This is a genomic window from Streptococcus urinalis 2285-97 (genome assembly GCF_000188055.2).
In the GTDB taxonomy this organism is placed as follows: Bacteria; Bacillota; Bacilli; order Lactobacillales; family Streptococcaceae; genus Streptococcus; species Streptococcus urinalis.
This window is the reverse complement of the sequence record NZ_AEUZ02000001.1, coordinates 1227711-1248959: the sequence shown is the minus strand read 5'-3', so window position 1 is coordinate 1248959 and position 21249 is coordinate 1227711. Positions and strand designations below refer to the sequence as shown.

The following is a 21249-nucleotide window of genomic DNA, read 5'->3' as shown; positions in this document are numbered from 1 at the left end:
GGGGATTTTTTGAGTAATCTTGAAAGTAGTAGACAACACCGACAACTTATTCAAAAATTATTGGTGAGTGTCCATTATATCAGTCTTTTTAAAGATGAAATTTTATTGGTTGAAAAGACACCTTCAGTACTTGGAGAATCCTATTCTTTTCAAAGAGTTCAAAATGGGTTGAAAGAAATAATCGATATAATTGACCACTTAGATAAACAAAGACGTTTAATTGAGTCAACTTATTGGTATGATGAGGCTTCATTTAAATTAATGAATAAAACTCTAGAAATTGTAGATAATTGGATAAAAGGTATTGACCAACTTGTGAGAACTTGCCAAGATAATTTGATATTTAAGTCGATTTTAGGTCAAAATCAAACACAAGCTTTTGGGGTGTTAACAGATATTTTTGCCTCTTTAAAGATTATTAATTTATCTTTGAAAGAAGAATCCGTTCATCCATTCCTTTATGAACAAATTAAACAAATGAAACTAGAAGAAAAAAATTTAAATCAAGAATTTGTTGATATAGATGATCAAAATGAACATCTTTGACAAAATTAGAAAAATACATTATAATGAAAAAAATTAACCTTTAATCAGGTCCAGTGAGGCAAGGAAGGTGGTAATCTGCGGATTACCAAATACAGAAATAAAAGATTTAAGTAACTCTTAGATCAATCAGAAAGAATTGTCTGTAACCTTGCTATGATGAATAGTGAGGTTTTTTTATTGAAAGGAAAGCATTATGGTATATGCTAAAGAAGAAGATGCAAAAGTTCTTTTAGAACAATATCACATTCCTTATGAAGAGCTAAAACATCATGCTATTACATCTGTAAGAGACACAGATATTGTTTTACCTGGTCAACAAGTTAAAAACTTATTTTTGAAGAATAAGAAAGGAAAACATTACTATTTGATTATTCTATTGGATGAAAAAATGGCAGATATCAATAGAATTGCAGAACAAATTGGCGAGAAAAGGCTTTCTTTTGCAAGTTCAGAGAGATTAGAAGAAGTACTGAAGGTACCTGCTGGTACCGTGACACCTTTTGCACTTCTATACGATCAAGATTTAAAAGTCAGTTTAATTCTTGATAAAGATATTGATCAAAACGTTACATTAGGCTTTCACCCATTTATTAATACAAAAACGTGGATGATATCATTTAAAGACTTTGATAAATTAATGAAAAGTTTAAACCACCCTATTACATTTTTAGATTGTTAAAGAGGATATAATGAAAGAAAAACGACCAATAATTGCTTTAGATTTTCCTAGTTTTGACCATGTCAAACATTTTTTAGCCCAATTTCCAAGTGATGAAAAGCTATATCTAAAAGTAGGTATGGAACTGTATTTTTCAATAGGACCACAAATCATTACTTACTTAAAAGAAAAAGGTCATAGCGTCTTTTTAGATTTAAAACTCCATGATATTCCAAACACTGTTAAATCAGCAATGTCAGTTATTGCAAATCTAGGTGTTGATATGACAAATGTCCACGCTGCTGGTGGTGTTGAAATGATGAAAGCAGCAAGGCAAGGACTAGGAAAAAATGTCAAACTAATCGCAGTAACTCAATTAACATCAACATCTCAAGAAAGTATGAGAGAAGATCAAAATATACAAACGAGTCTCATACAATCCGTTTGTCATTATGCCAAGAAAACTCAAGACTCAGGATTAGACGGTGTTGTTTGTTCAGCTCAAGAAGTTTCTGAAATTAAAAAAGCTACTTCAGAAGACTTTTTGTGCATTACACCTGGTATAAGACCAAAATCGTCTGAAGTAGGAGATCAAAAAAGAGTTATGACACCAAGTGAAGCGCAAATCATTGGTTCAGATTTTATCGTTGTTGGTCGTCCCATAACACAGTCTCAAAATCCAGTAGAAGCTTATAAAGCTATTTACAAAGAATGGAATGAAAATCATTAAAGTGAATAAAGGAGAAAAGATGTCTTTAGCAAATCAAGTCGCCTCAGAATTATTGAAAATTAAAGCTGTTTACTTAAAACCACAAGAACCTTTTACTTGGGCTTCTGGAATAAAATCACCTATTTATACAGATAATCGTGTGACCTTATCATATCCTCAAACCAGAACAATAATCGAGAATGGCTTTGTAGAAACCATTAAACACCATTTTCCAGAAGTTGAAGTTATCGCAGGAACTGCAACAGCAGGTATTCCACATGGAGCAATTATTGCTGATAAAATGGGGCTTCCATTTGTTTATATCAGAAGTAAAGCTAAAGATCATGGTGTTGGGAATCAGATTGAGGGACGTCTAGAAGAAAATCAAAAAATGGTTATTATTGAAGACCTTATCTCAACTGGAGGTTCCGTATTGGATGCTGCAAAAGCAGCAAAAAAAGAAGGTGCAGATGTTCAAGGTGTTGCAGCCATATTTACATATCAACTTCCTAAAGCGTCAGAGGCCTTTTCAAAATCAGGTATTCCTTTAGTGACTTTGAGTAATTATTCAGAGCTTATAAAAGTTGCCAAAGAACAAGCATATATCAGTGATGAAGATCTAATTTTGCTTAAAAAATTCAAAGAAAATCAAGAAACTTGGCAAAACTAATCTAAAAGCAGACTTCAGGTAATCTTTTGAAGTCTGCTCTTTTTTTAATTTTTTGATACGATAAAAATAAAAAACTTATGGAGGTGACACTACTTTGAATTACAAAGACTTGTTAGATTCAACTGAAACTCCTTATAAGATTGAGAATAGGTATTATTATAAAAATAGTAGTTTAAATCGTCGCTACTATTCAAACTTTCTTAGCTATCATATGATGCCTAATCAAGAAGTATTTTTAGCTGATTTAAAAATGATTACTGAAGAGCAAAGAGATTATCCTGAACCTTTTGTTTTTATAAAATTTCCAGAAAAAGAAGAAATCCCTGAGGAAGTTTTAGATTTATTGAAACAAAGACAATTTCAACTTGAAAAACATATCATTTTCACAAACAAACGTCAAAATCTTCACTTTTCAGAAAGTAAGGATAGTCAAGTAACTGTTAAACCATTAGAAATAGAAGATAAGGATTCTTTTATTAATTACAAATATCAGAGTGATATTGCTTTTGGAAAAGGCTTTGCCGATATGATGAAAAAGTGGAGATAAAATCATTTTTTTGAAGACAATGCTTTTGTGTATATTGCTTTAAAAAATGGTAAAATTATTGGTGATGTGACTGCTTGGCGTTATGGTAATTATATAGAAATAGATGATTTCTCAGTAATTGAAAAAGAGCGTGGTAAAGGCATCGGATCGCAATTGCAAAAAAGAGCTAGCCAAAATGATAGTGATCTTATTTTAATCTCAGAAGAAGAAAATAGACAAATGTATGAACACCAAGGTTATCAAGAAGTTGCTTATTATTGGGCAGCTTTACAAGTAGAAAAGGGGTAGACTCATGAACATCGTAACAACATTTGAAAATAAAGTAATCCCAGATCAATTTGCAAAATATTCTAAAGATCAGGAATTTGGGATGCCAATAATTTCATTCCCATTTCAAGTAACGGAAATCCCTGAGAATTGTCAAACACTTGCTTGGACATTTCTAGATTATGATGCTGTTCTGGTTTGCGGTTTTCCATATATTCATTGGTTAGTAGCTAATGTTAATCGAGAGACTACTGAATTTGAAGCTGATTTTTCAAGATTTGACAATCATCATATTGAAGGAAAGAATAGTTTAACGAGTAAATTTTTATCGGATGACGTTAAAATTATTGACCAACAATATATTGGTCCAAAACCACCAGATAAAGATCATAAGTATATTTTGACCGTCTATGCACTGGATCAAGAATTGCAACTTGAGAATGGTTTTTATTTAAATGAGCTATATCAACAAATCAAAAATCATGTTGTAGATCAAGCAAGCATTGAAGTTATTGGTAGGTGCTAAAATGAATTTTAAAGATGCGACAGAAATGGCTGAAGCAGTCCGAACTCACCAAGTGTCTGCAACAGAATTGGTTTATGATGTTATTTCAAAAGTGGAAAAAGTCAATTCCAAAATAAATGCTATAACATCTGAAAGATATGAAAAAGCAATAGCTGAATCGCGAAAAAGGGTCTATACAGATCAACCTTTTGCAGGTGTTCCAATTTTCTTGAAAGACCTTGGTCAAAATTTAAAAGGTGATCACTTAACATCTGGTTCTCAATTATTTAAAGATCATTTGGCTACAAAAACTGATCATTATGTTAAAAGACTTGAAGAACTGGGTTTTCTATTTCTCGGTAGAACAAATACCCCTGAATTTGGTTTCAAAAATATTTCGGATAGTCAGCTAAATGGTTTAGTAAATCTACCAGATGATGTGACTCGAAATGCAGGTGGTTCCTCAGGAGGAGCAGCTGCACTCGTTTCTTCGGGTTGTTTACCAATTTCAGCTGCCAGTGATGGTGGGGGCTCTATCAGAATCCCTGCATCGTTTAATGGTTTGATTGGATTAAAACCAAGTCGAGGAAGAATTCCAACTGGTCCAGATTCTTATAGGGCTTGGCAAGGGGCATCGGTTCATTTTGCCCTAACAAAATCAGTTAGAGATACTAAAAATTTATTATATTATTTGCAAGACTGTCAGTATCTAAGTCCTTATACACTTCCTAAAATTTCATATGAGGAACTCTTTTCACCTTTAGATCGCTATTTGAAAATTGGAATGGTAAATGTCAATCCTGATGGAAGTTCCATTCCAAAAGATGCGCAAAAAGCTTTAGAAGAAGCAAAACATTTTTTGGAAAGAAATGGGCATAAAGTCTCAATACTTGATAAAGCACCAGTTGACAATATTGCACTGATAAAAAATTATTATCAAATGAATGGTGTTGAGACAGCTGCAATGTTTGATCAGATTTCTTTAGCTTTAGGAAGAGAAATGACAAAAGATGATATGGAGATTATGACCTGGGCTATCTATCAATGTGGTCAACAGATAAAAGCCAAGACCTACTCTCAACTCTTAGATCAATGGGATATTTTTCATCAAGAAATGTCTGACTTCTATCACGATTATGACTTACTTTTAACTATTACAACAAATACGGTGGCTCCAAAGCAACATAGTCTTGATCCAGAACCAAAATTATTGGCAAAACTACAAAACGCAGAAACCTTCAACCCAACTGAACAAGAAGAATTGATTTGGCAGATGTTTGAAAAAAGTTTGGCTGTCAATCCCTATACCTCACAAGCAAACTTGACAGGTCAACCAGCAATAAGTTTACCAACATATCGTGATGAAAGTGGACTAGCAATGGGGCTACAATTTATTTCTCCAAAAGGAAAAGAAGCTTTGTTACTTCAAGTTGCGCAATTATTTGAAGAAAATGGTTTGTTTAAATAAGAACGGATGTTATAGAACAGAAACTATTATTATAGGGTACATTTTATGATATAGTAAGCATTATCAATATTTTGTCTTCTTAGAAATGTTATACTATTTTTAACATTATTCTAAGGAGATTTCTAATGAAAAAACAATTAACTCTTATTTCCATTGCTTTATCTGGCCTAGTACTAACAGCTTGTAGCAATCAAAAGAGTGCACAAAAAACAGTTTGGGATAAAATTGAATCAAGAGGTGTGCTTAAAGTAGCTACTCCAGGAACCTATCAACCAACATCATACTACAATGATAAAAACAAACTCGTTGGTTATGAAGTTGATATGATGAAAGAAATTGGGAAACGTCTCAATGTTAAAGTTAAATTTGTCGAGACTGGATTTGATCAAGCTTTTACCACAGTTGATAATGGTCAAGTTGATTTATCACTAAACAACTTTGATATCACTGCAAAACGTGAGAAAAAATATAATATTTCAACACCTTATAAATATGGTATTGGTGGAATGATTGTTCGTGCAGACGGTTCATCACACATGACCAAAAAAGATTTAAGTGATTGGAAAGGTAAAAAAGCTGGTGGTGCAGCGGGTACTGAGTACATGAAAGTTGCCAAAAAACAAGGAGCAGAATTAGTTACTTATGATAATGTAACTGGAGATGTTTACTTAAATGATGTTGCTAATGGAAGAATTGATTTTATTCCAAATGATTATCCAGCACAAAAATTATTTGTTGATTATATGAAATCAAAAAATCCAAAAATTAATGTCAAAATGAGTAGTGTTAAATATAATCCTACAAAACAAGGGATTATCATGAGTAAAAAAGATGATTCCTTAAAGAAAAAAATTGACAAAGAAATTAAAGCAATGAAAAAAGATGGTAGCTTAGCAAAAATCTCTAAAAAATATTATGCTGGTCAAGATTTGACAAAATCATTTGCTAAAGATAAATCCGTTCCGGTAATTAACACTAAAAATGTAGAATAATAGAAAGTAAAACAATGCGCTTTATAGATTTCCACTTAATGATACAGAGCTTAGGATTTGTGTTAAAGGGACTTCCTTATACTCTAGGAATCTCTCTTTTATCATTTATGACAGCGACTGTTATAGGTATTTTATTAGCAGTACTAAGACGTTCAACATCAAAATTACTAGTAAAGTTAGTAAAAGCTTATATTTCTATGATGCGTGGCATACCAATGATTGTTGTTTTATTTATGCTTTATTTTGGATTGCCTTATTTTGACGTCCAATTACCAGCACTCTTATGTGCTTATATCGGTTTTAGTCTAGTCAGTGCCGCTTATATTTCAGAGATTTTCAGATCTTCAATTGACGCTGTGGATAGTGGGCAGTGGGAAGCAGCAAGAGCACTTGGTTTACCAAATAGGAAAATACTAAGGCATATTATTCTTCCTCAAGCTATTAGAATTGCAGTTCCTCCACTTGGAAATGTCATTTTAGATCTCATTAAAAGTTCATCTTTAGCAGCTATGATTACAGTTCCAGATATTTTTCAAAATGCAAAAATTGTAGGTGGTAGAGAATGGGACTACATGTCGATGTATATTTTAGTTGCATTTATCTATTGGTTACTTTGTTTTCTATTTGAAAAATGTCAAAATCGTTTAGAAATTTATTTAAAATTAGTATAAAACGAATATTAACTCTAGAAATCTTGTTTTCTAGGGTTTTTGTGTTGAAACTATGATAAAATAATGAAAAATAGGGAGAAAGGAACCAGTTTATATGCTTCATTCCGACTGGCATGATCAGTTAAAAAAAGAATTACCAGATCACTATTTTCAAAAAATAAAACAGTTTATACAAAAAGTTTATGAAGAAGATATTATTTATCCCAAAAAAGAAAATATTTTTAAAGCTTTGCAAGAAACAAGCCTAAAAGATACCAAAGTCGTCATTCTTGGACAAGACCCTTATCATGGTCCAAATCAGGCACAAGGGCTATCGTTCTCAGTGCCAGATGATTTACAAGCACCACCGTCTCTGCAAAATATATTAAAAGAATTAAACGAAGATATTGGTATGAAGAAAACTCATGATTTAACATCTTGGGCACAACAAGGTGTACTATTATTAAATGCTTGTTTAACTGTCCCAGAACATCAAGCAAACGCCCATCAAGGCCTTATTTGGGAGCCTTTTACGGATGCTGTTATCAAGTTAGTTAATGATAAAACAGTGCCTGTTGTTTTCATACTATGGGGAGGTTTTGCTAGGAAGAAAAAAGGACTCATTACAAGTCCAATTCATTATATTATTGAAGGGCCACATCCAAGCCCTTTATCAGCCTATCGTGGTTTTTTTGGAAGTAAACCCTTCTCAAAAACAAATCAATTTTTACAATCAACCAACCAAGAACCTATTAATTGGTTAGCTTAAAACAATAGAGGAAAATATGCTATTAATCAAAAATGGTAGGGTTATTGATCCTAAAACAAATTATGATCAAGTTTGTGATATTTTAGTTAATAATGACAGAATTATCAAAATTGCCGAAACTATTGAAGAACAAACTAGTGAAGTTATTGATGCTAATGGGCTAATTGTAGCACCAGGTCTAATTGACGTGCATGTGCATTTTAGAGAACCAGGTCAAACACATAAAGAAGATATACATACTGGAGCACTGGCAGCTGCCGCTGGAGGCTTTACAAGTGTTGTGATGATGGCTAATACTAATCCTGTTATATCTACACCAAATGTCCTTGAAGAAGTCTTAGAGAGCGCAAAAAAAGAAAAAATAAAAATCAAGACTGTTGCAAGTGTTACTCAAAATTTTGACGGCAAAAACGTAACTGATTTTGAAAATTTATTAAACAAAGGTGCAGTAGGCTTCTCTGATGATGGTATTCCATTAAGGGATGCCGGTGTTTTAAAAGAAGCTTTATTGGAAGCCAAAAAATATAATGCTCTTATTTCACTTCATGAGGAAGATCCATCTTTGAATGGTATCTTAGGAATTAATGAAGATATTGCCAAGTCACATTTTCATTTTTGTGGTGCAAGTGGTGTAGCAGAGTATTCTATGATTGCTAGAGACGTTATGATTGCTTATGATTGTCAATCCAAATTACATATCCAACACCTTTCAAAGGCAGAATCTGTAAAAGTCGTTTCTTTTGCGCAATCATTAGGAGCTAAAGTGACAGCAGAAGTGTCACCTCAACATTTTTCAAAGACTCAAGATTTACTATTGACTGCTGGTAATAATGCAAAGATGAATCCTCCATTAAGACTAGAAAGTGATCGTAAAGCAGTTATTGAAGGTTTAAAATCTGGAGTTATTTCTGTCATTGCAACGGATCATGCTCCCCATCACCAAGATGAAAAAAATAAAAAAGATATCAAAAAAGTACCTTCTGGAATGACAGGATTAGAAACATCACTTTCATTAGGACTGACCAATTTAGTAGAAACGAAACAATTAAGTTTAATGGAACTTCTTGAAAAGATGACCATTAATCCAGCTAATTTGTATGGTTTTGATTGTGGCTATATTAGAGAGAATGGTCCTGCAGACTTGGTTATTTTTTCAGATAAAGAAAAGCGTGTTATCACTAAAAATTTTAATTCTAAAGCAAGTAATTCTCCTTTTATTGGTGAAGAATTGTCTGGTGTTATAAAATACACAATTTGTAATGGTAAAATAGTCTATAAAGAAAAATAAAAAGGCAGTTGCCTTTTTATTTTCTTTGTCGACTTAAGTTGAGTCCCCAAGGAACAAGATTTTCTCTTCTTTTTTTGATGCGTTTGATATTATCTTTGTGACGGATAAGAATAATACTAGCCATTAGACAGACAATAAATGTAAATAACCAGTCATAACCTATGAAAATAAAATGAAATAGTGGGAAGAAAAGAACACCGACTATTCCTAAGATAGCCACAGTGATACTTGATAACGAAATCATGCTAAATAAAAATAGCGTTACTAAGAATATGACTAATAAATAGAATAAAAATAATGGTGAAAAACCTAGTAGAACACCAGCACTTGTTGCGACAGCTTTTCCGCCTTTAAATTTTGCAAATACCGGAAATGTATGACCTAAAATAGCAAAAAATCCAATAGCTATTGGTGAAATAGTAGAATAACCAATTAAAATTGGTATTAACACCGCAAGTGTACCTTTTAAAATATCAATAACTAAAGTTAGTATTCCTGCTTTTACGCCTAATATACGAAAAGTATTAGTTGTTCCTGTGTTTCCACTACCGTGCTCTCTCAAATTAAGGTGATAAAATTTTTGACCAATCCATAAGCCGGTTGGAATTGAGCCTAATAAATAAGCAATAATAATTAAAATCAAAGTTGTCATATTGGTATTATATCATAATTCATCAAGTGACTATATAAAGTTTTCAATAGACTTAAAAGAATTTTTTGCAAAAAATAAAAAAAACTTGTAATATTAAACAGATGAACAATTTGGAGGGTTCCTTTGGCAAAGAAAGATATTAATATAAATAATTACAATGATGATGCTATTCAAGTATTAGAAGGATTAGACGCAGTAAGAAAAAGACCAGGTATGTACATTGGTTCTACCGATGCAACAGGACTACATCACTTAGTATGGGAAATTGTTGATAATGCAGTTGATGAGGCTTTATCTGGTTTTGGGAATCAAATTGATGTCATTCTTAATAAAGATGGTAGTGTAACTGTCAGCGACCATGGTCGTGGTATGCCTGTTGGAAAACATGCTATGGGAATTCCAACTGTTGAAGTTATTTTTACAGTTCTACATGCTGGTGGTAAATTTGGTCAAGGTGGCTATAAAACTTCTGGAGGACTTCACGGTGTGGGTTCTTCTGTTGTTAACGCCTTATCGGCTTGGTTAGAAGTTGAGATCACTAGAGAAGGATCTATCTATAAACAACGTTTTGAAAATGGTGGTAAACCTGTTACCACTTTAAAAAAAGTTGGAACAGCTCCTAAATCACAATCAGGTACTAAAGTTACTTTCTTACCAGATTCAAAAATCTTTTCTACGATTGATTTTAAATTCAATACGATTGCCGAACGATTAAATGAGTCAGCTTTTCTACTAAAAGAAGTGACAATGACTCTAACGGATCTAAGACCTGAAGAAGAACTACATCAGTCTTTCCATTATGAAAATGGAGTTCAAGATTTTGTTGAATACCTTAACGAAGATAAAGAAACGTTAACACCAGTTATCTATATAGAAGGTGAAGATCAAGAATTTCAAGTTCAAGTAGCTTTACAATATAATGATGGCTTTTCTGACAATATTTTATCGTTTGTAAATAATGTTCGTACTAAAGATGGTGGAACACACGAAACTGGATTAAAGTCAGCGCTAACAAAAGCTATGAATGATTATGCTCGAAAGTCTGGTCTATTAAAAGAAAAAGATAAAAATCTAGATGGGTCAGATTTTAGAGAAGGATTATCTGCAATCTTATCTATTTTAGTCCCAGAAGAACATCTTCAATTTGAAGGACAAACTAAAGATAAGCTTGGGAGTCCTTTAGCTAGACCATTGGTTGAAGGCATTGTTCTTGAGAAATTAACTTACTTTTTACTAGAAAATGGAGAAACAGCATCTTCATTAGTTCGTAAAGCAATTAAAGCAAGAGATGCAAGGGAAGCTGCTCGTAAAGCGCGTGATGAATCACGTAATGGTAAAAAGAATAAAAAAGATAAAGGTTTATTATCAGGAAAATTAACCCCAGCACAGTCTAAAAATCCAAGTAAGAATGAACTATACCTTGTCGAAGGAGATTCTGCAGGAGGCTCAGCAAAACAAGGTAGGGACCGTAAATTTCAAGCAATATTACCATTGAGAGGAAAAGTACTTAATACTGCAAAAGCTAAAATGTCTGATATTGTCAAAAATGAAGAAATCAATACCATGATTTATACTATAGGTGCAGGTGTCGGTCCTGAATTTAAAGTCGAAGATTCAAATTATGACAAAATTATCATTATGACCGATGCTGATACAGATGGTGCCCATATTCAAACATTATTATTAACCTTCTTTTATCGTTACATGCGTCCACTTATTGAAGCAGGACATGTTTACATTGCTTTACCACCATTGTATAAAATGTCAAAAGGAAAAGGCTCAAAGCAAGTTGTTGAATACGCATGGACAGATGGTGAACTTGAAGAGTTGCGCCAAAAATTTGGGAAAGGTGCTCTACTTCAACGTTATAAAGGACTTGGTGAAATGAATGCCGATCAACTTTGGGAAACAACAATGAATCCTGAAAGTAGAACACTTATTCGCGTTACTATTGAAGACTTAGCACGAGCTGAGAGACGCGTAAATGTTTTAATGGGAGATAAAGTTGAACCTCGCAGGCAATGGATTGAAGATAATGTTACCTTCACGTTAGAAGAAAATACAGTTTTTTAGAAAAAAATAGATACATAAATTAAGAGGATTTACATGTCAAATGTTCAAAATATGTCCTTAGAAGACATTATGGGTGAACGATTTGGTCGTTACTCAAAATATATTATTCAAGAACGTGCCCTACCAGATATTCGTGATGGCTTAAAACCTGTTCAACGTCGTATTCTTTATTCTATGAATAAAGATGGAAACACTTTTGAAAAAGGATTTAGGAAATCCGCAAAATCAGTAGGTAACGTCATGGGGAATTTTCATCCTCATGGAGATAGTTCAATTTATGACGCTATGGTCAGGATGAGTCAGTATTGGAAAAATGGTGAAACACTGATTGAAATGCATGGTAATAATGGATCGATGGATGGAGATCCACCAGCTGCAATGCGTTATACTGAAGCCAGACTCTCTGAGATTGCGGGCTACATGTTGCAAGACATTGACAAAGAAACAGTGTCTTTTGCTTGGAATTTCGATGATACTGAAAAAGAGCCAACAGTTTTACCAGCAGCATTTCCAAATCTATTAGTAAATGGTGCTACAGGAATTTCAGCTGGTTATGCAACTGATATTCCAACTCATAATTTGGCAGAAGTGATTGATGCTGTTGTATACTTGATTGATCACCCAAAAACAAATCTCGATAAGATTATGACATTCTTACCAGGACCTGATTTTCCTACTGGAGCTATTATTCAAGGGAAAGCAGAAATCAAGAAAGCTTATGAAACGGGTAAAGGTCGTGTTGTAGTCAGATCTAAAACGGACATTGAAACCCTAAAAGGTGGCAAAAAACAGATTATTGTAACTGAAATTCCTTATGAAGTGAATAAGGCTCAATTAGTTAAAAAAATTGATGACGTTAGAGTGAATAATAAAGTACCTGGTATTGCAGAAGTTAGAGATGAATCTGATAGAGATGGGCTACGAATTGCGATTGAATTAAAAAAAGACGCTAATCAAGAAACTATTTTAAATTATCTTTTAAAATACACTGATCTACAAGTAAACTATAATTTCAATATGGTAGCAATTGACCACTATACTCCAAAACAAGTTGGTCTCATGACCATGCTATCAAGCTATATTTCACACCGACAAGAAATTATTTTGCAAAGGTCGCGTTTTGATAAGCAAAAAGCTGAAAAACGTCTGCACATCGTAGAAGGGTTGATTCGAGTTTTATCTATTCTCGATGAAGTTATTGCATTGATTAGAGCATCTGAAAATAAAGCAGATGCCAAAGAAAACTTAAAAGTTAGTTATGAGTTTTCAGAAGAACAAGCTGAAGCAATAGTAACTTTACAACTTTACCGTTTAACCAATACAGATATTGTTACACTTGAAAATGAAGAAAATGAGTTGAGAGAACTGATAACAACTTTAAATGCAATTATTGGTGACGAAGCAACTCTTTTCAATGTCATGAAAAGAGAACTTCGTGAAGTGAAAAAGAAATTCTCAAAACCAAGATCGACCGAACTTCAAGCTGAAACACAAACAATTGAGATTGATACGGCAAGTTTAATTGTGGAAGAAGATACTATTGTCAGTGTGACATCAGGTGGCTATATCAAGAGAACAAGTCCCAGATCGTACAATTCTTCTTCAAATGATGAAATTGGAAAACGAGATGATGATGATTTGATCTTTGTTAAACCTTCTAAAACAACCCAACAGTTAGTCTTATTTACAAATCAAGGAAATGTCATCTATCGACCTATTCATGAATTGACGGATATTAGATGGAAAGATATCGGCGAACACTTATCTCAAACGATAACAAACTTCACCACTGAAGAAACCATTATTCATGTTGAAATCGTAGAAGAATTTGGGAATCAATTATATGTTTCGGTTACTAAAAAAGGCCAAATTAAACGCTTTGAACGTAAAGAAGTGTCACCATGGCGTAGTTATAAAACAAAATCAACCAAATTTATGAAATTAAAAGGCGAAGATGATTCTGTAATTTGCCTAAGCCCAATACAATTTGAAGATATGGTATTAATAACAGAATTTGGTTATGCTCTTAGATTTTCAAGTGACGAGATTCCAATTTTAGGCTCAAAAGCAGCTGGTGTAAAAGCCATTAATTTGAAAAAAGATGACCAATTAGTTGCAGCTTATCCAATGACAAGTCAAATGATTTACATCTTAACACAAAGAGGAAGTTTAAAACGGATTTCTTTATCAGACATTCCGCCTACGTCAAGAGCTAATAGAGGGTTATTAGTCCTAAGAGAATTAAAATCAAAACCTCACAGGGTTTTTGATTCAGGTATCATAAATGAGACCGAGAATCAGGAAGATTTAAACTTATTTAGCTCAAATGTTGATTCTGAAAAAGATAAGCAAGTTTTAGAAATAACATCTAAGACAGGTCAAATCTATCAAGTTGAATTAAATCAGTTGCCATTGTCAGAAAGAACTAGTAATGGTTCATTTATTTCAGATAGCATTTCAACTCAAGAAGTCTTTTCAAGTAAAGTTAAAACAAAATAAATCTGTAAATAGATAGAAGTTTTCAGAATTTTTTGAAAAAATCCTTGTTAATTTTTCCTAAAAAGGTTAGAATAGGAAAAAATGAAAAAGGAGATAAGCAATGACAGTAGACTTAGATTGGGAAAACCTTGGATTTTCATATCATAAACTTCCCTTCCGTTATATTTCATATTTTAAAAATGGACAATGGGATGAAGGGCAATTAACAGAAGATGCAACATTACATATTTCTGAAAGTTCACCTGCACTTCATTATGGACAACAAGCATTTGAAGGTTTAAAAGCTTATCGAACCAAAACTAATGAGATTCAATTATTTAGACCTGACAAGAATGCACAAAGGCTTCAAAAAACAGCAGAACGCTTGTTAATGCCAAAAGTATCAACTGAAAAATTTATTGATGCAGTAAAAAAAGTTGTTAAGGCAAATGCTGATTTTGTACCACCATATGGTACTGGGGCAACTTTATACCTAAGACCATTGTTAATTGGTGTAGGCGATGTTATAGGTGTTAAACCAGCAACTGAGTATATTTTTACAGTTTTTGCTATGCCCGTTGGAAATTACTTTAAGGGTGGACTAGCTCCAACCAACTTCATTGTTTCTGAAGATTATGACCGTGCTGCTCCTTATGGAACTGGTGCTGCTAAAGTAGGTGGCAACTATGCTGGTAGTTTATTACCTGGCCAAACTGCACATTCAGAAGGTTACTCAGATGTTATTTATTTGGATCCTGCAACTCATACTAAGATTGAAGAAGTAGGTTCAGCAAATTTCTTTGGTATTTCAAAAGATAATGAATTTGTAACTCCATTAAGCCCATCTATTTTACCTTCAATCACAAAATATTCTTTACTTCAATTAGCGGAAGAAAGACTTGGATTGAAACCTGTCGAGGGAGATGTTCCAGTTGAACAGCTTGATCGTTTCGTTGAAGCTGGTGCTTGTGGAACTGCAGCAATCATTTCACCAATCGGAGGAATACAATATAAAGGAAAACGTCATGTTTTCTATAGTGAAACAGAAGTTGGTCCAGTTACAAAGAGATTATATAATGAACTTGTTGGAATTCAATTTGGAGATGTTGAAGCACCAGAAGGTTGGATAGTAAAAGTCGATTAATTATTTTAAAGCTTGCTCTTGCAAGCTTTTTTGATTTTGTGTAAAATGTAAAAAGTGAGGTAAAAACATGTCAAAAAAAGATAAAAAAATTGAAATCCAATTATCTGATGCCCAAGTAAAAGTCAATCAAAATAATGTTGAAGGCTATGCTTTGATAAATGGAAAAAAAATTATTGGAGAGATAGTTGAATTAGACAATAAATTTGCTGTTATTAAAGATACAGAGGTTGACTCTTTTCATAAAACATTGGAACAAGCAGTTGAAACAATTATTGAAAACTACAATTTGAATAACTAAAAACTGGTAAAATACTCTTGCACATCACTGAAAACTATGTTAGAATAGTTTTTGTTGTTACGGAAAGATAGCGAAGAGGCTAAACGCGGCGGACTGTAAATCCGCTCCTTCGGGTTCGGGGGTTCGAATCCCTCTCTTTCCATTTCTAATGTCAATACAGTTCATTGATTTAGAATAAATGGGGTATAGCCAAGCGGTAAGGCAAGGGACTTTGACTCCCTCATGCGTTGGTTCGAATCCAGCTACCCCAGTTAGAGGTATCAGAGTAATTCTGAGACCGTCAAAGATAAGAGTTGTTGTCGTTGCGGGTTACCTTGAAAATATTATATTGTTATCAAAAGCTAGCTTAAGCTAGCTTTTGTTGGAGGATTTTTTAGAATGAATGAATTTGAAGATTTGCTAAACAGTGTTAGCGAAGTGAACCCTGGTGATGTTGTCACTGCGGAAGTTTTAACTGTTGATAACGGTCAAGCAAACGTTGTTATTGAAGGTACAGGTGTTGAAGGTGTTCTAACACTTCGTGAACTAACTAACGATCGTGAAGCTGATATTAATGACTTTGTTAAAGCTGGTGATACTGTTGAAGTACTTGTTCTTCGTCAAGTTGTAGGTAAAGATACTGATACAGTAACTTTCCTAGTATCTAAAAAACGCTTGGAAGCTCGCAAAGCATGGGACAAATTAGTTGGTCGTGAAGGTGAAGTTGTAACTGTTAAAGGTACTCGCGCCGTTAAAGGTGGACTTTCAGTAGAATTTGAAGGATTACGTGGATTTATTCCCGCATCTATGATTGATACTCGCTTTGTACGTAATACTGAAAAATTTGTTGGTCAAGAATTTGACGCAAAAATCAAAGAAGTTGACCCAGCAGAAAATCGTTTCATCCTTTCACGTCGTGAAGTTGTTGAAGCAGCAGCAGCTGAAGCACGTAAAGAAGTTTTCTCAAAACTTTCTGAAGGTGAAATTGTAACTGGTAAAGTTGCACGCTTAACTAGTTTTGGTGCCTTTATTGATTTAGGTGGTGTGGACGGGCTTGTTCATGTTACTGAACTTTCACATGAACGTAATGTTTCACCAAAATCTGTTGTTTCAGTTGGTGAAGAAGTTGAAGTTAAAGTACTTTCAATTGATGAAGAAGCAGGACGTGTTTCACTATCACTTAAAGCAACAACACCTGGACCATGGGATGGTGTTAAACAAAAACTTGCTCAAGGTGATGTTGTTGATGGTAAAGTAAAACGTTTAACTGATTTTGGTGCATTTGTTGAAGTCTTACCTGGTATTGATGGTTTGGTTCACATCTCACAAATTTCTCATAAACGTGTTGAAAATCCAAAAGATGTTCTTTCAGTAGGTCAAGAAGTTCAAGTTAAAGTTCTTGATGTTAATGCTGCTGACGAACGTGTTTCTCTTTCAATTAAAGCTTTGGAAGAACGTCCAGCACAAGCTGAAGGCGAAAAAGATGAAAAACGTCAATCACGTCCACGTCGTCAAAAACGTGATTCAAAACGTGATTATGAACTTCCAGAAACACAAACTGGATTCTCTATGGCTGATCTCTTCGGTGATATTGAATTATAATTAAAAAAAGCTCGCTAATCGAGCTTTTTCTTTTGGTGTATTTGTGATATAATAGTGATGTTGTCCACTCTTAGTGTAATGGATATCACATAAGATTCCGGTTCTTAAAATAGGGGTTCGATTCCCTTAGAGTGGAAAAAAAGTCCTAAAATAGGACTTTTTTTATGTTTTACTTAACTGACTTTCTTCTTTAGAGACAAGACTGTTATTATTAAATTTAATGGTTATAGATGCTTTTTGGTTTGATTTTAAATTACTGACCCAAATGGCTTGAATTTGTTCGCCATCAGATGAGACTGATTGAGAAAGAACATCAGGTTCTGCTAAAATATCTCTAACTTGGGTATAAGTCATTCCAATATTAATTTTTGCAAAATCTTTTTGAGTTATACTCTGATCTCTGTTAAATGAGAAATTTGAAAATGATTTTGCTATTGTTGAATTCTGATAAAGTTGAATCGTCATTTTGACATTATCAAAATTCCAATAATAAACATCTAGTGTCACATTTCCAGCTGGAACTTGTTCGTTAGAACTTGCTTTACCAAATTGCTTTTCTAACTCTTCCAAACTTGTTCCACCTTGAAAATCATTATCTTTATTTCCAAGTTGAATATTATTAAAGAGTAGTCTTTGCTCTTCGTGAGGAGCTTTTTCTTTTTGCTTTAATTCTGTTTGACTACTAGAAACGTCCGATGTGGTAGAGTTGGTTTTATGATTATCACAAGCACATAGAATTGTAAATCCCATGACTACTGATAAAACGACTAAAGTTTTTTTCACAATTGATCTCCTAAAAATAAAATCTATGATTATTATATCATAACTATTAAGAATGATATGATAATAGAAAAAACCTTGTTTTCAAGGTTTTTTCTATTATGGAGCCGGTGGGAGTCGAACCCACGTCCAAACATCTGCTAATATATTCGTCTACAACTATAGGTTATGTCTTTATTTAACATGGCTATCGATACATAACTCAAATCAATATCATGCGATTCTATAAATCTCTTATTAATTATCTAGAAACTAATTAATCGTAGCTTGCTATTTTAAGACTTTCGTTAAGACACAAGCAATCTTAAGAAAGTCACGTCAGCTGTTTTTTAGGCAGCTAGAGCGTAAGAATTTGTATTTTTTGCAGTTATATTTAACTGGCATTTTACATCTGCCGATGAGTCGCAGAATATACCTCATAATGCCTGTCGAATCCGTAACGACCCCGTCAAAATAGGTACTTTCAACAAATATTATTATACCAAATAAAGTTTCAAATAGCAAAATAACAAGGGTTATGATATGATTAAATTATGATATTACAAAAGTCAAGAAGATATATTTTTTTTCAGCGATTGATTCAATTTTTGGGATTTTTAGCATTAATTGGATCCTTCGTATTGGTTGTTTGGTTTTATCGTTTAGGTATTCTAAATGATAATAATGCGCTTAAAGATCTTGTTAAACGTCATGATGTTTGGGGCCCTTTGATTTTTATTTTGGTGCAAATTTTCCAAATTGTTTTTCCTGTTATTCCTGGGGGAGTTACTACTGTAGCAGGTTTTCTTATTTTTGGACCTTGGTTAGGTTTTGTTTATAATTATATAGGTATTATTATCGGTAGTGCTATTCTCTTTTTAATAGTTAGACGATTTGGTCGCCGATTTATTCTTTTGTTTGTCAATGAAAAGACGTTTTATAAATACGAAGCAAAGTTGGAGACAAAAGGCTATGAAAAATTTTTTATTTTTTGTATGGCTGCTCCATTTTCACCAGCCGATATTATAGTTATGATCACTGGATTGAGTAATATGACATTTAAACGCTTCTTGGCTATTATTTCAGTGACTAAACCAATCTCAATTGTGGCTTATAGTTATTTGTGGATATTTGGCGGTAGTATATTAAAACGATTTTTACCATAATAAAAAGGTTGAGTAAGACTCAACCTTTTTAATTTAAATTTGTTTTATATTTTATGAGATAATGCGTTATCAGGTAAAGAATAAGTGATTCTGTACAAAATTCTACTATATAGTATACATAAAATCCTATACCAGTAATATTATTAGTTGGTAAGAAAATATCGCCTGTGAAAATCAAAAGAAGACTTATACAGAAATAGGCAAAAAAGCCAATTAAACCTTTTCTTCTTTCAAACTGTTGTCCTATTGTAATTGATAAATAAATTAGCAAAATATTGGTGATAGAAGCAAGAAATAAGTAAAACAATATTGTTGCATCTTCTGACAAAAATTTCATATCAAAAAAGAAATGTGATAAGCTACTTGTTGCATCTTGAAATCCTAAAATTGGTATAAGGAGAAACTCAACTCCTAAGATAAGGACAATAAGATTAATGACATTTAAAATAACAGAAGCAAATAACTTTGAAAAGAGTATCTGATGTGTTGAAACGGGTAAGGTTAGCGTTAAGTAGCCTTCTCTTTGAAAGATATTTCGATGAAAACGATTAATAATAATAAATAAAGTTGAAATCCAACTACCAGCAACTAAAACTGCTAATGTTAGAATCAATGCTAGTGGAAGTGCTCTTGATGTTAGTGCATCTCCAATATCTGATTCCGAATCAACAAACTGAATAATTGAATTTATGGTTAATCCTAAAATGACTGAAAGTGTCAAAACCGCAATATTTAAACCAAAATACCACTTCCCAATTGATTTAAATTCATATTTCATTAATTTCCTAAACATTACGCCTCCCTTGTAATTTTATAAATATCCCTAAAAAGACGATCGATAGATTTACTATGTTTTTCGCGGAGGTCATCACAATTTCCCTGCAAAATCATTTGACCATTATTAAGTAAAATGACCTCATCTAAGATTGGTTCAACATCAGAAATAAGATGAGTTGCAAGAAGAACAGAAGCGTCTTCTGAGTAATTATTGATAATAGTTCTTAAAATATAGTCTCTTGCAGCAGGATCAACCCCCCCAATAGGTTCATCCAAAATATAAAGTTTTGCCTGACGACTCATAACGAGCAAAAGTTGAATCTTTTCTTTGTCACCTTTAGACAAACTACTCAAAGTTTGATTACAATCTAATTTTAAATCTTTTAACAAACGATTGGCTTTTTCTAGATTAAAATCTTCATAAAAGTCCTTGAAAAAAGCAAGTGTATCTCGAATTTTAAGATTCTCTTGAAGATAACTGGTATCAGGCAAGTAAGAAATTATTTTTTTGGTTTTAACTGATGGATGGTACCCATCAATAACAATTTCACCACAACTAGGTTGTAAAAGACCATTTAGTAATTTGATAAAAGTTGTTTTTCCGCTACCATTTGGACCTAATAAGCCAATAATTTTACCAGGTGGAATTGCTAAAGTAATGTCATCAATGGCAGTCTTATTTTTGTAGTTTTTAGACACATGATGAAACTGTATTAATTGCGACATCTATAGTTTCTCCTTTAAATACAATTCTAATGCAGGTATGATTTCTTCAGTTTCAAATCCCATTTGATTCATCGTTTCAACAAAAGTTTTTAATTCTTCCTTAGCAAGTTCATGACGCTTTTGCGAAATCAATGATTGGTCATCTGTCACAAATCGACCAGACGTCCTTTGTGAATAAACGATTCCTTCTCGTTCTAATTCACTAAATGCACGTTGCATAGTATTTGGATTGACTCCAGCAGTTTCAGCTAATTCTCTTACAGTTGGTAATTGTTGACCAGCTTTAATTTCCTGACTGATTATTTGTAGCTTAATATGCTGTGCAATTTGCGAGTATATTGGAGATTTTTCATCAAAATTCCAAGACATATAGTACCCCTTCCTTTAACTTTTAAAAAAAGTTTGTACTAAAAAAATAGTACAGAAAATCATTTGAAATGTCAAGACAATGCAAAGTCAAAAAAGTAAAGAATACCAGAAATAGTTAATTCATAGTATAATAGTAAAAAAGACAAAGGAGCTGTTT

At 33.0% G+C, this 21249-nt stretch carries 21 protein-coding genes, 3 tRNA genes, 1 other RNA gene and 2 pseudogenes; 21 read left to right on the top strand and 6 right to left on the bottom strand.

The features are described 5' to 3' along the window. The first annotated feature begins 9 nt into the window (after positions 1-9). The 12 genes and pseudogenes from STRUR_RS06355 to STRUR_RS06300 all read left to right on the top strand — a co-directional run bounded on the left by STRUR_RS06355 (position 10) and on the right by STRUR_RS06300 (position 9069). Positions 10-546, top strand: a complete 537-nt coding sequence (locus STRUR_RS06355) for a hypothetical protein (RefSeq protein WP_006738482.1) — start codon at positions 10-12, stop codon at positions 544-546. Between the two features lie 193 nt (positions 547-739). Further along, positions 740-1225 carry a YbaK/EbsC family protein gene (locus STRUR_RS06350; RefSeq protein WP_006740105.1) on the top strand — a complete coding sequence of 162 codons (486 nt, stop codon included), beginning with the start codon at positions 740-742 and terminating at the stop codon, positions 1223-1225. Between the two features lie 10 nt (positions 1226-1235). Then, positions 1236-1934, top strand: coding sequence for an orotidine-5'-phosphate decarboxylase (pyrF, locus tag STRUR_RS06345; RefSeq protein ID WP_006739427.1), 699 nt, complete (start codon positions 1236-1238; stop codon positions 1932-1934). Between the two features lie 19 nt (positions 1935-1953). Then, a complete protein-coding gene (gene pyrE, locus STRUR_RS06340) occupies positions 1954-2583 on the top strand; it encodes an orotate phosphoribosyltransferase (protein WP_006738804.1) in 630 nt (209 codons plus the stop codon). Between the two features lie 94 nt (positions 2584-2677). Further along, the gene (locus STRUR_RS06335) at positions 2678-3130 is read left to right on the top strand and encodes a DUF5613 domain-containing protein (RefSeq protein WP_006740353.1); all 453 of its coding nucleotides are present in this window, start codon (positions 2678-2680) and stop codon (positions 3128-3130) included. Between the two features lie 24 nt (positions 3131-3154). Then, a pseudogene (locus tag STRUR_RS06330) lies at positions 3155-3418 on the top strand (GNAT family N-acetyltransferase); the annotation flags it as partial. A 4-nt stretch (positions 3419-3422) separates the two neighbouring features. Beyond that, complete coding sequence (locus STRUR_RS06325) at positions 3423-3923, top strand: YbhB/YbcL family Raf kinase inhibitor-like protein (RefSeq protein ID WP_006739163.1); 501 nt, start codon at positions 3423-3425, stop codon at positions 3921-3923. A gap of 1 nt (position 3924) precedes the next feature. Then, positions 3925-5370, top strand: coding sequence for an amidase (locus tag STRUR_RS06320; protein WP_006738593.1), 1446 nt, complete (start codon positions 3925-3927; stop codon positions 5368-5370). 125 nt (positions 5371-5495) lie between these two features. Further along, entirely contained in the window at positions 5496-6362 is an 867-nt protein-coding gene (locus STRUR_RS06315) for a transporter substrate-binding domain-containing protein (protein ID WP_006739096.1), read from the top strand. A 14-nt stretch (positions 6363-6376) separates the two neighbouring features. Further along, the gene (locus STRUR_RS06310) at positions 6377-7033 is read left to right on the top strand and encodes an amino acid ABC transporter permease (RefSeq protein ID WP_006738835.1); all 657 of its coding nucleotides are present in this window, start codon (positions 6377-6379) and stop codon (positions 7031-7033) included. Between the two features lie 94 nt (positions 7034-7127). Next, the gene (locus STRUR_RS06305; protein WP_006740418.1) at positions 7128-7781 is read left to right on the top strand and encodes a uracil-DNA glycosylase; all 654 of its coding nucleotides are present in this window, start codon (positions 7128-7130) and stop codon (positions 7779-7781) included. A 16-nt stretch (positions 7782-7797) separates the two neighbouring features. Continuing rightward, the gene (locus tag STRUR_RS06300; RefSeq protein ID WP_006739841.1) at positions 7798-9069 is read left to right on the top strand and encodes a dihydroorotase; all 1272 of its coding nucleotides are present in this window, start codon (positions 7798-7800) and stop codon (positions 9067-9069) included. 16 nt (positions 9070-9085) lie between these two features. Here the strand turns inward: STRUR_RS06300 and plsY are convergent, their stop codons facing one another. Beyond that, entirely contained in the window at positions 9086-9721 is a 636-nt protein-coding gene (gene plsY / locus STRUR_RS06295; protein ID WP_006738989.1) for a glycerol-3-phosphate 1-O-acyltransferase PlsY, read from the bottom strand. Positions 9722-9844: 123 nt separating this feature from the next. Here plsY and parE point away from each other — a divergent pair, with 123 nt between their 5' ends. The 8 genes and pseudogenes from parE to STRUR_RS06255 all read left to right on the top strand — a co-directional run bounded on the left by parE (position 9845) and on the right by STRUR_RS06255 (position 17431). After that, positions 9845-11794, top strand: a complete 1950-nt coding sequence (gene parE / locus STRUR_RS06290) for a DNA topoisomerase IV subunit B (protein WP_006738399.1) — start codon at positions 9845-9847, stop codon at positions 11792-11794. Positions 11795-11827: 33 nt separating this feature from the next. Continuing rightward, a pseudogene (gene parC, locus STRUR_RS06285) lies at positions 11828-14072 on the top strand (DNA topoisomerase IV subunit A); the annotation flags it as partial. 321 nt (positions 14073-14393) lie between these two features. Beyond that, positions 14394-15416 (top strand): branched-chain amino acid aminotransferase, encoded by a 1023-nt coding sequence (locus STRUR_RS06280; protein WP_006739321.1) that lies wholly within the window; start codon positions 14394-14396, stop codon positions 15414-15416. Between the two features lie 67 nt (positions 15417-15483). Continuing rightward, positions 15484-15714 (top strand): DUF2969 domain-containing protein, encoded by a 231-nt coding sequence (locus STRUR_RS06275; RefSeq protein WP_006739289.1) that lies wholly within the window; start codon positions 15484-15486, stop codon positions 15712-15714. A gap of 61 nt (positions 15715-15775) precedes the next feature. Then, a tRNA-Tyr gene (locus STRUR_RS06270) sits at positions 15776-15856 on the top strand. A gap of 37 nt (positions 15857-15893) precedes the next feature. Continuing rightward, positions 15894-15965 (top strand) — tRNA-Gln (locus STRUR_RS06265). A 127-nt stretch (positions 15966-16092) separates the two neighbouring features. Next, a complete protein-coding gene (rpsA, locus tag STRUR_RS06260; RefSeq protein ID WP_006738689.1) occupies positions 16093-17295 on the top strand; it encodes a 30S ribosomal protein S1 in 1203 nt (400 codons plus the stop codon). A gap of 64 nt (positions 17296-17359) precedes the next feature. Continuing rightward, positions 17360-17431 (top strand) — tRNA-Arg (locus tag STRUR_RS06255). Positions 17432-17457: 26 nt separating this feature from the next. On the opposite strand, the gene STRUR_RS06250 is transcribed toward STRUR_RS06255, so the two are convergent. Beyond that, a complete protein-coding gene (locus STRUR_RS06250) occupies positions 17458-18078 on the bottom strand; it encodes a DUF3862 domain-containing protein (RefSeq protein WP_006740237.1) in 621 nt (206 codons plus the stop codon). 96 nt (positions 18079-18174) lie between these two features. After that, positions 18175-18522, bottom strand: a transfer-messenger RNA (tmRNA) gene (ssrA, locus tag STRUR_RS11310). An 86-nt stretch (positions 18523-18608) separates the two neighbouring features. Here ssrA and STRUR_RS06245 point away from each other — a divergent pair. Continuing rightward, entirely contained in the window at positions 18609-19220 is a 612-nt protein-coding gene (locus STRUR_RS06245; protein WP_006740554.1) for a TVP38/TMEM64 family protein, read from the top strand. 28 nt (positions 19221-19248) lie between these two features. Here the strand turns inward: STRUR_RS06245 and STRUR_RS06240 are convergent, their stop codons facing one another. From STRUR_RS06240 to STRUR_RS06230, 3 genes are read right to left on the bottom strand one after another with little or no spacing between them, the layout of a single operon-like run. Beyond that, positions 19249-20013 (bottom strand): hypothetical protein, encoded by a 765-nt coding sequence (locus STRUR_RS06240; RefSeq protein WP_006739538.1) that lies wholly within the window; start codon positions 20011-20013, stop codon positions 19249-19251. Further along, positions 20013-20723 carry an ABC transporter ATP-binding protein gene (locus STRUR_RS06235; protein ID WP_006738930.1) on the bottom strand — a complete coding sequence of 237 codons (711 nt, stop codon included), beginning with the start codon at positions 20721-20723 and terminating at the stop codon, positions 20013-20015. The genes STRUR_RS06240 and STRUR_RS06235 overlap by 1 nt, the downstream gene beginning before the upstream one ends. After that, complete coding sequence (locus STRUR_RS06230; RefSeq protein WP_006738709.1) at positions 20724-21092, bottom strand: GntR family transcriptional regulator; 369 nt, start codon at positions 21090-21092, stop codon at positions 20724-20726. Between the last annotated feature and the right edge of the window lie 157 nt (positions 21093-21249).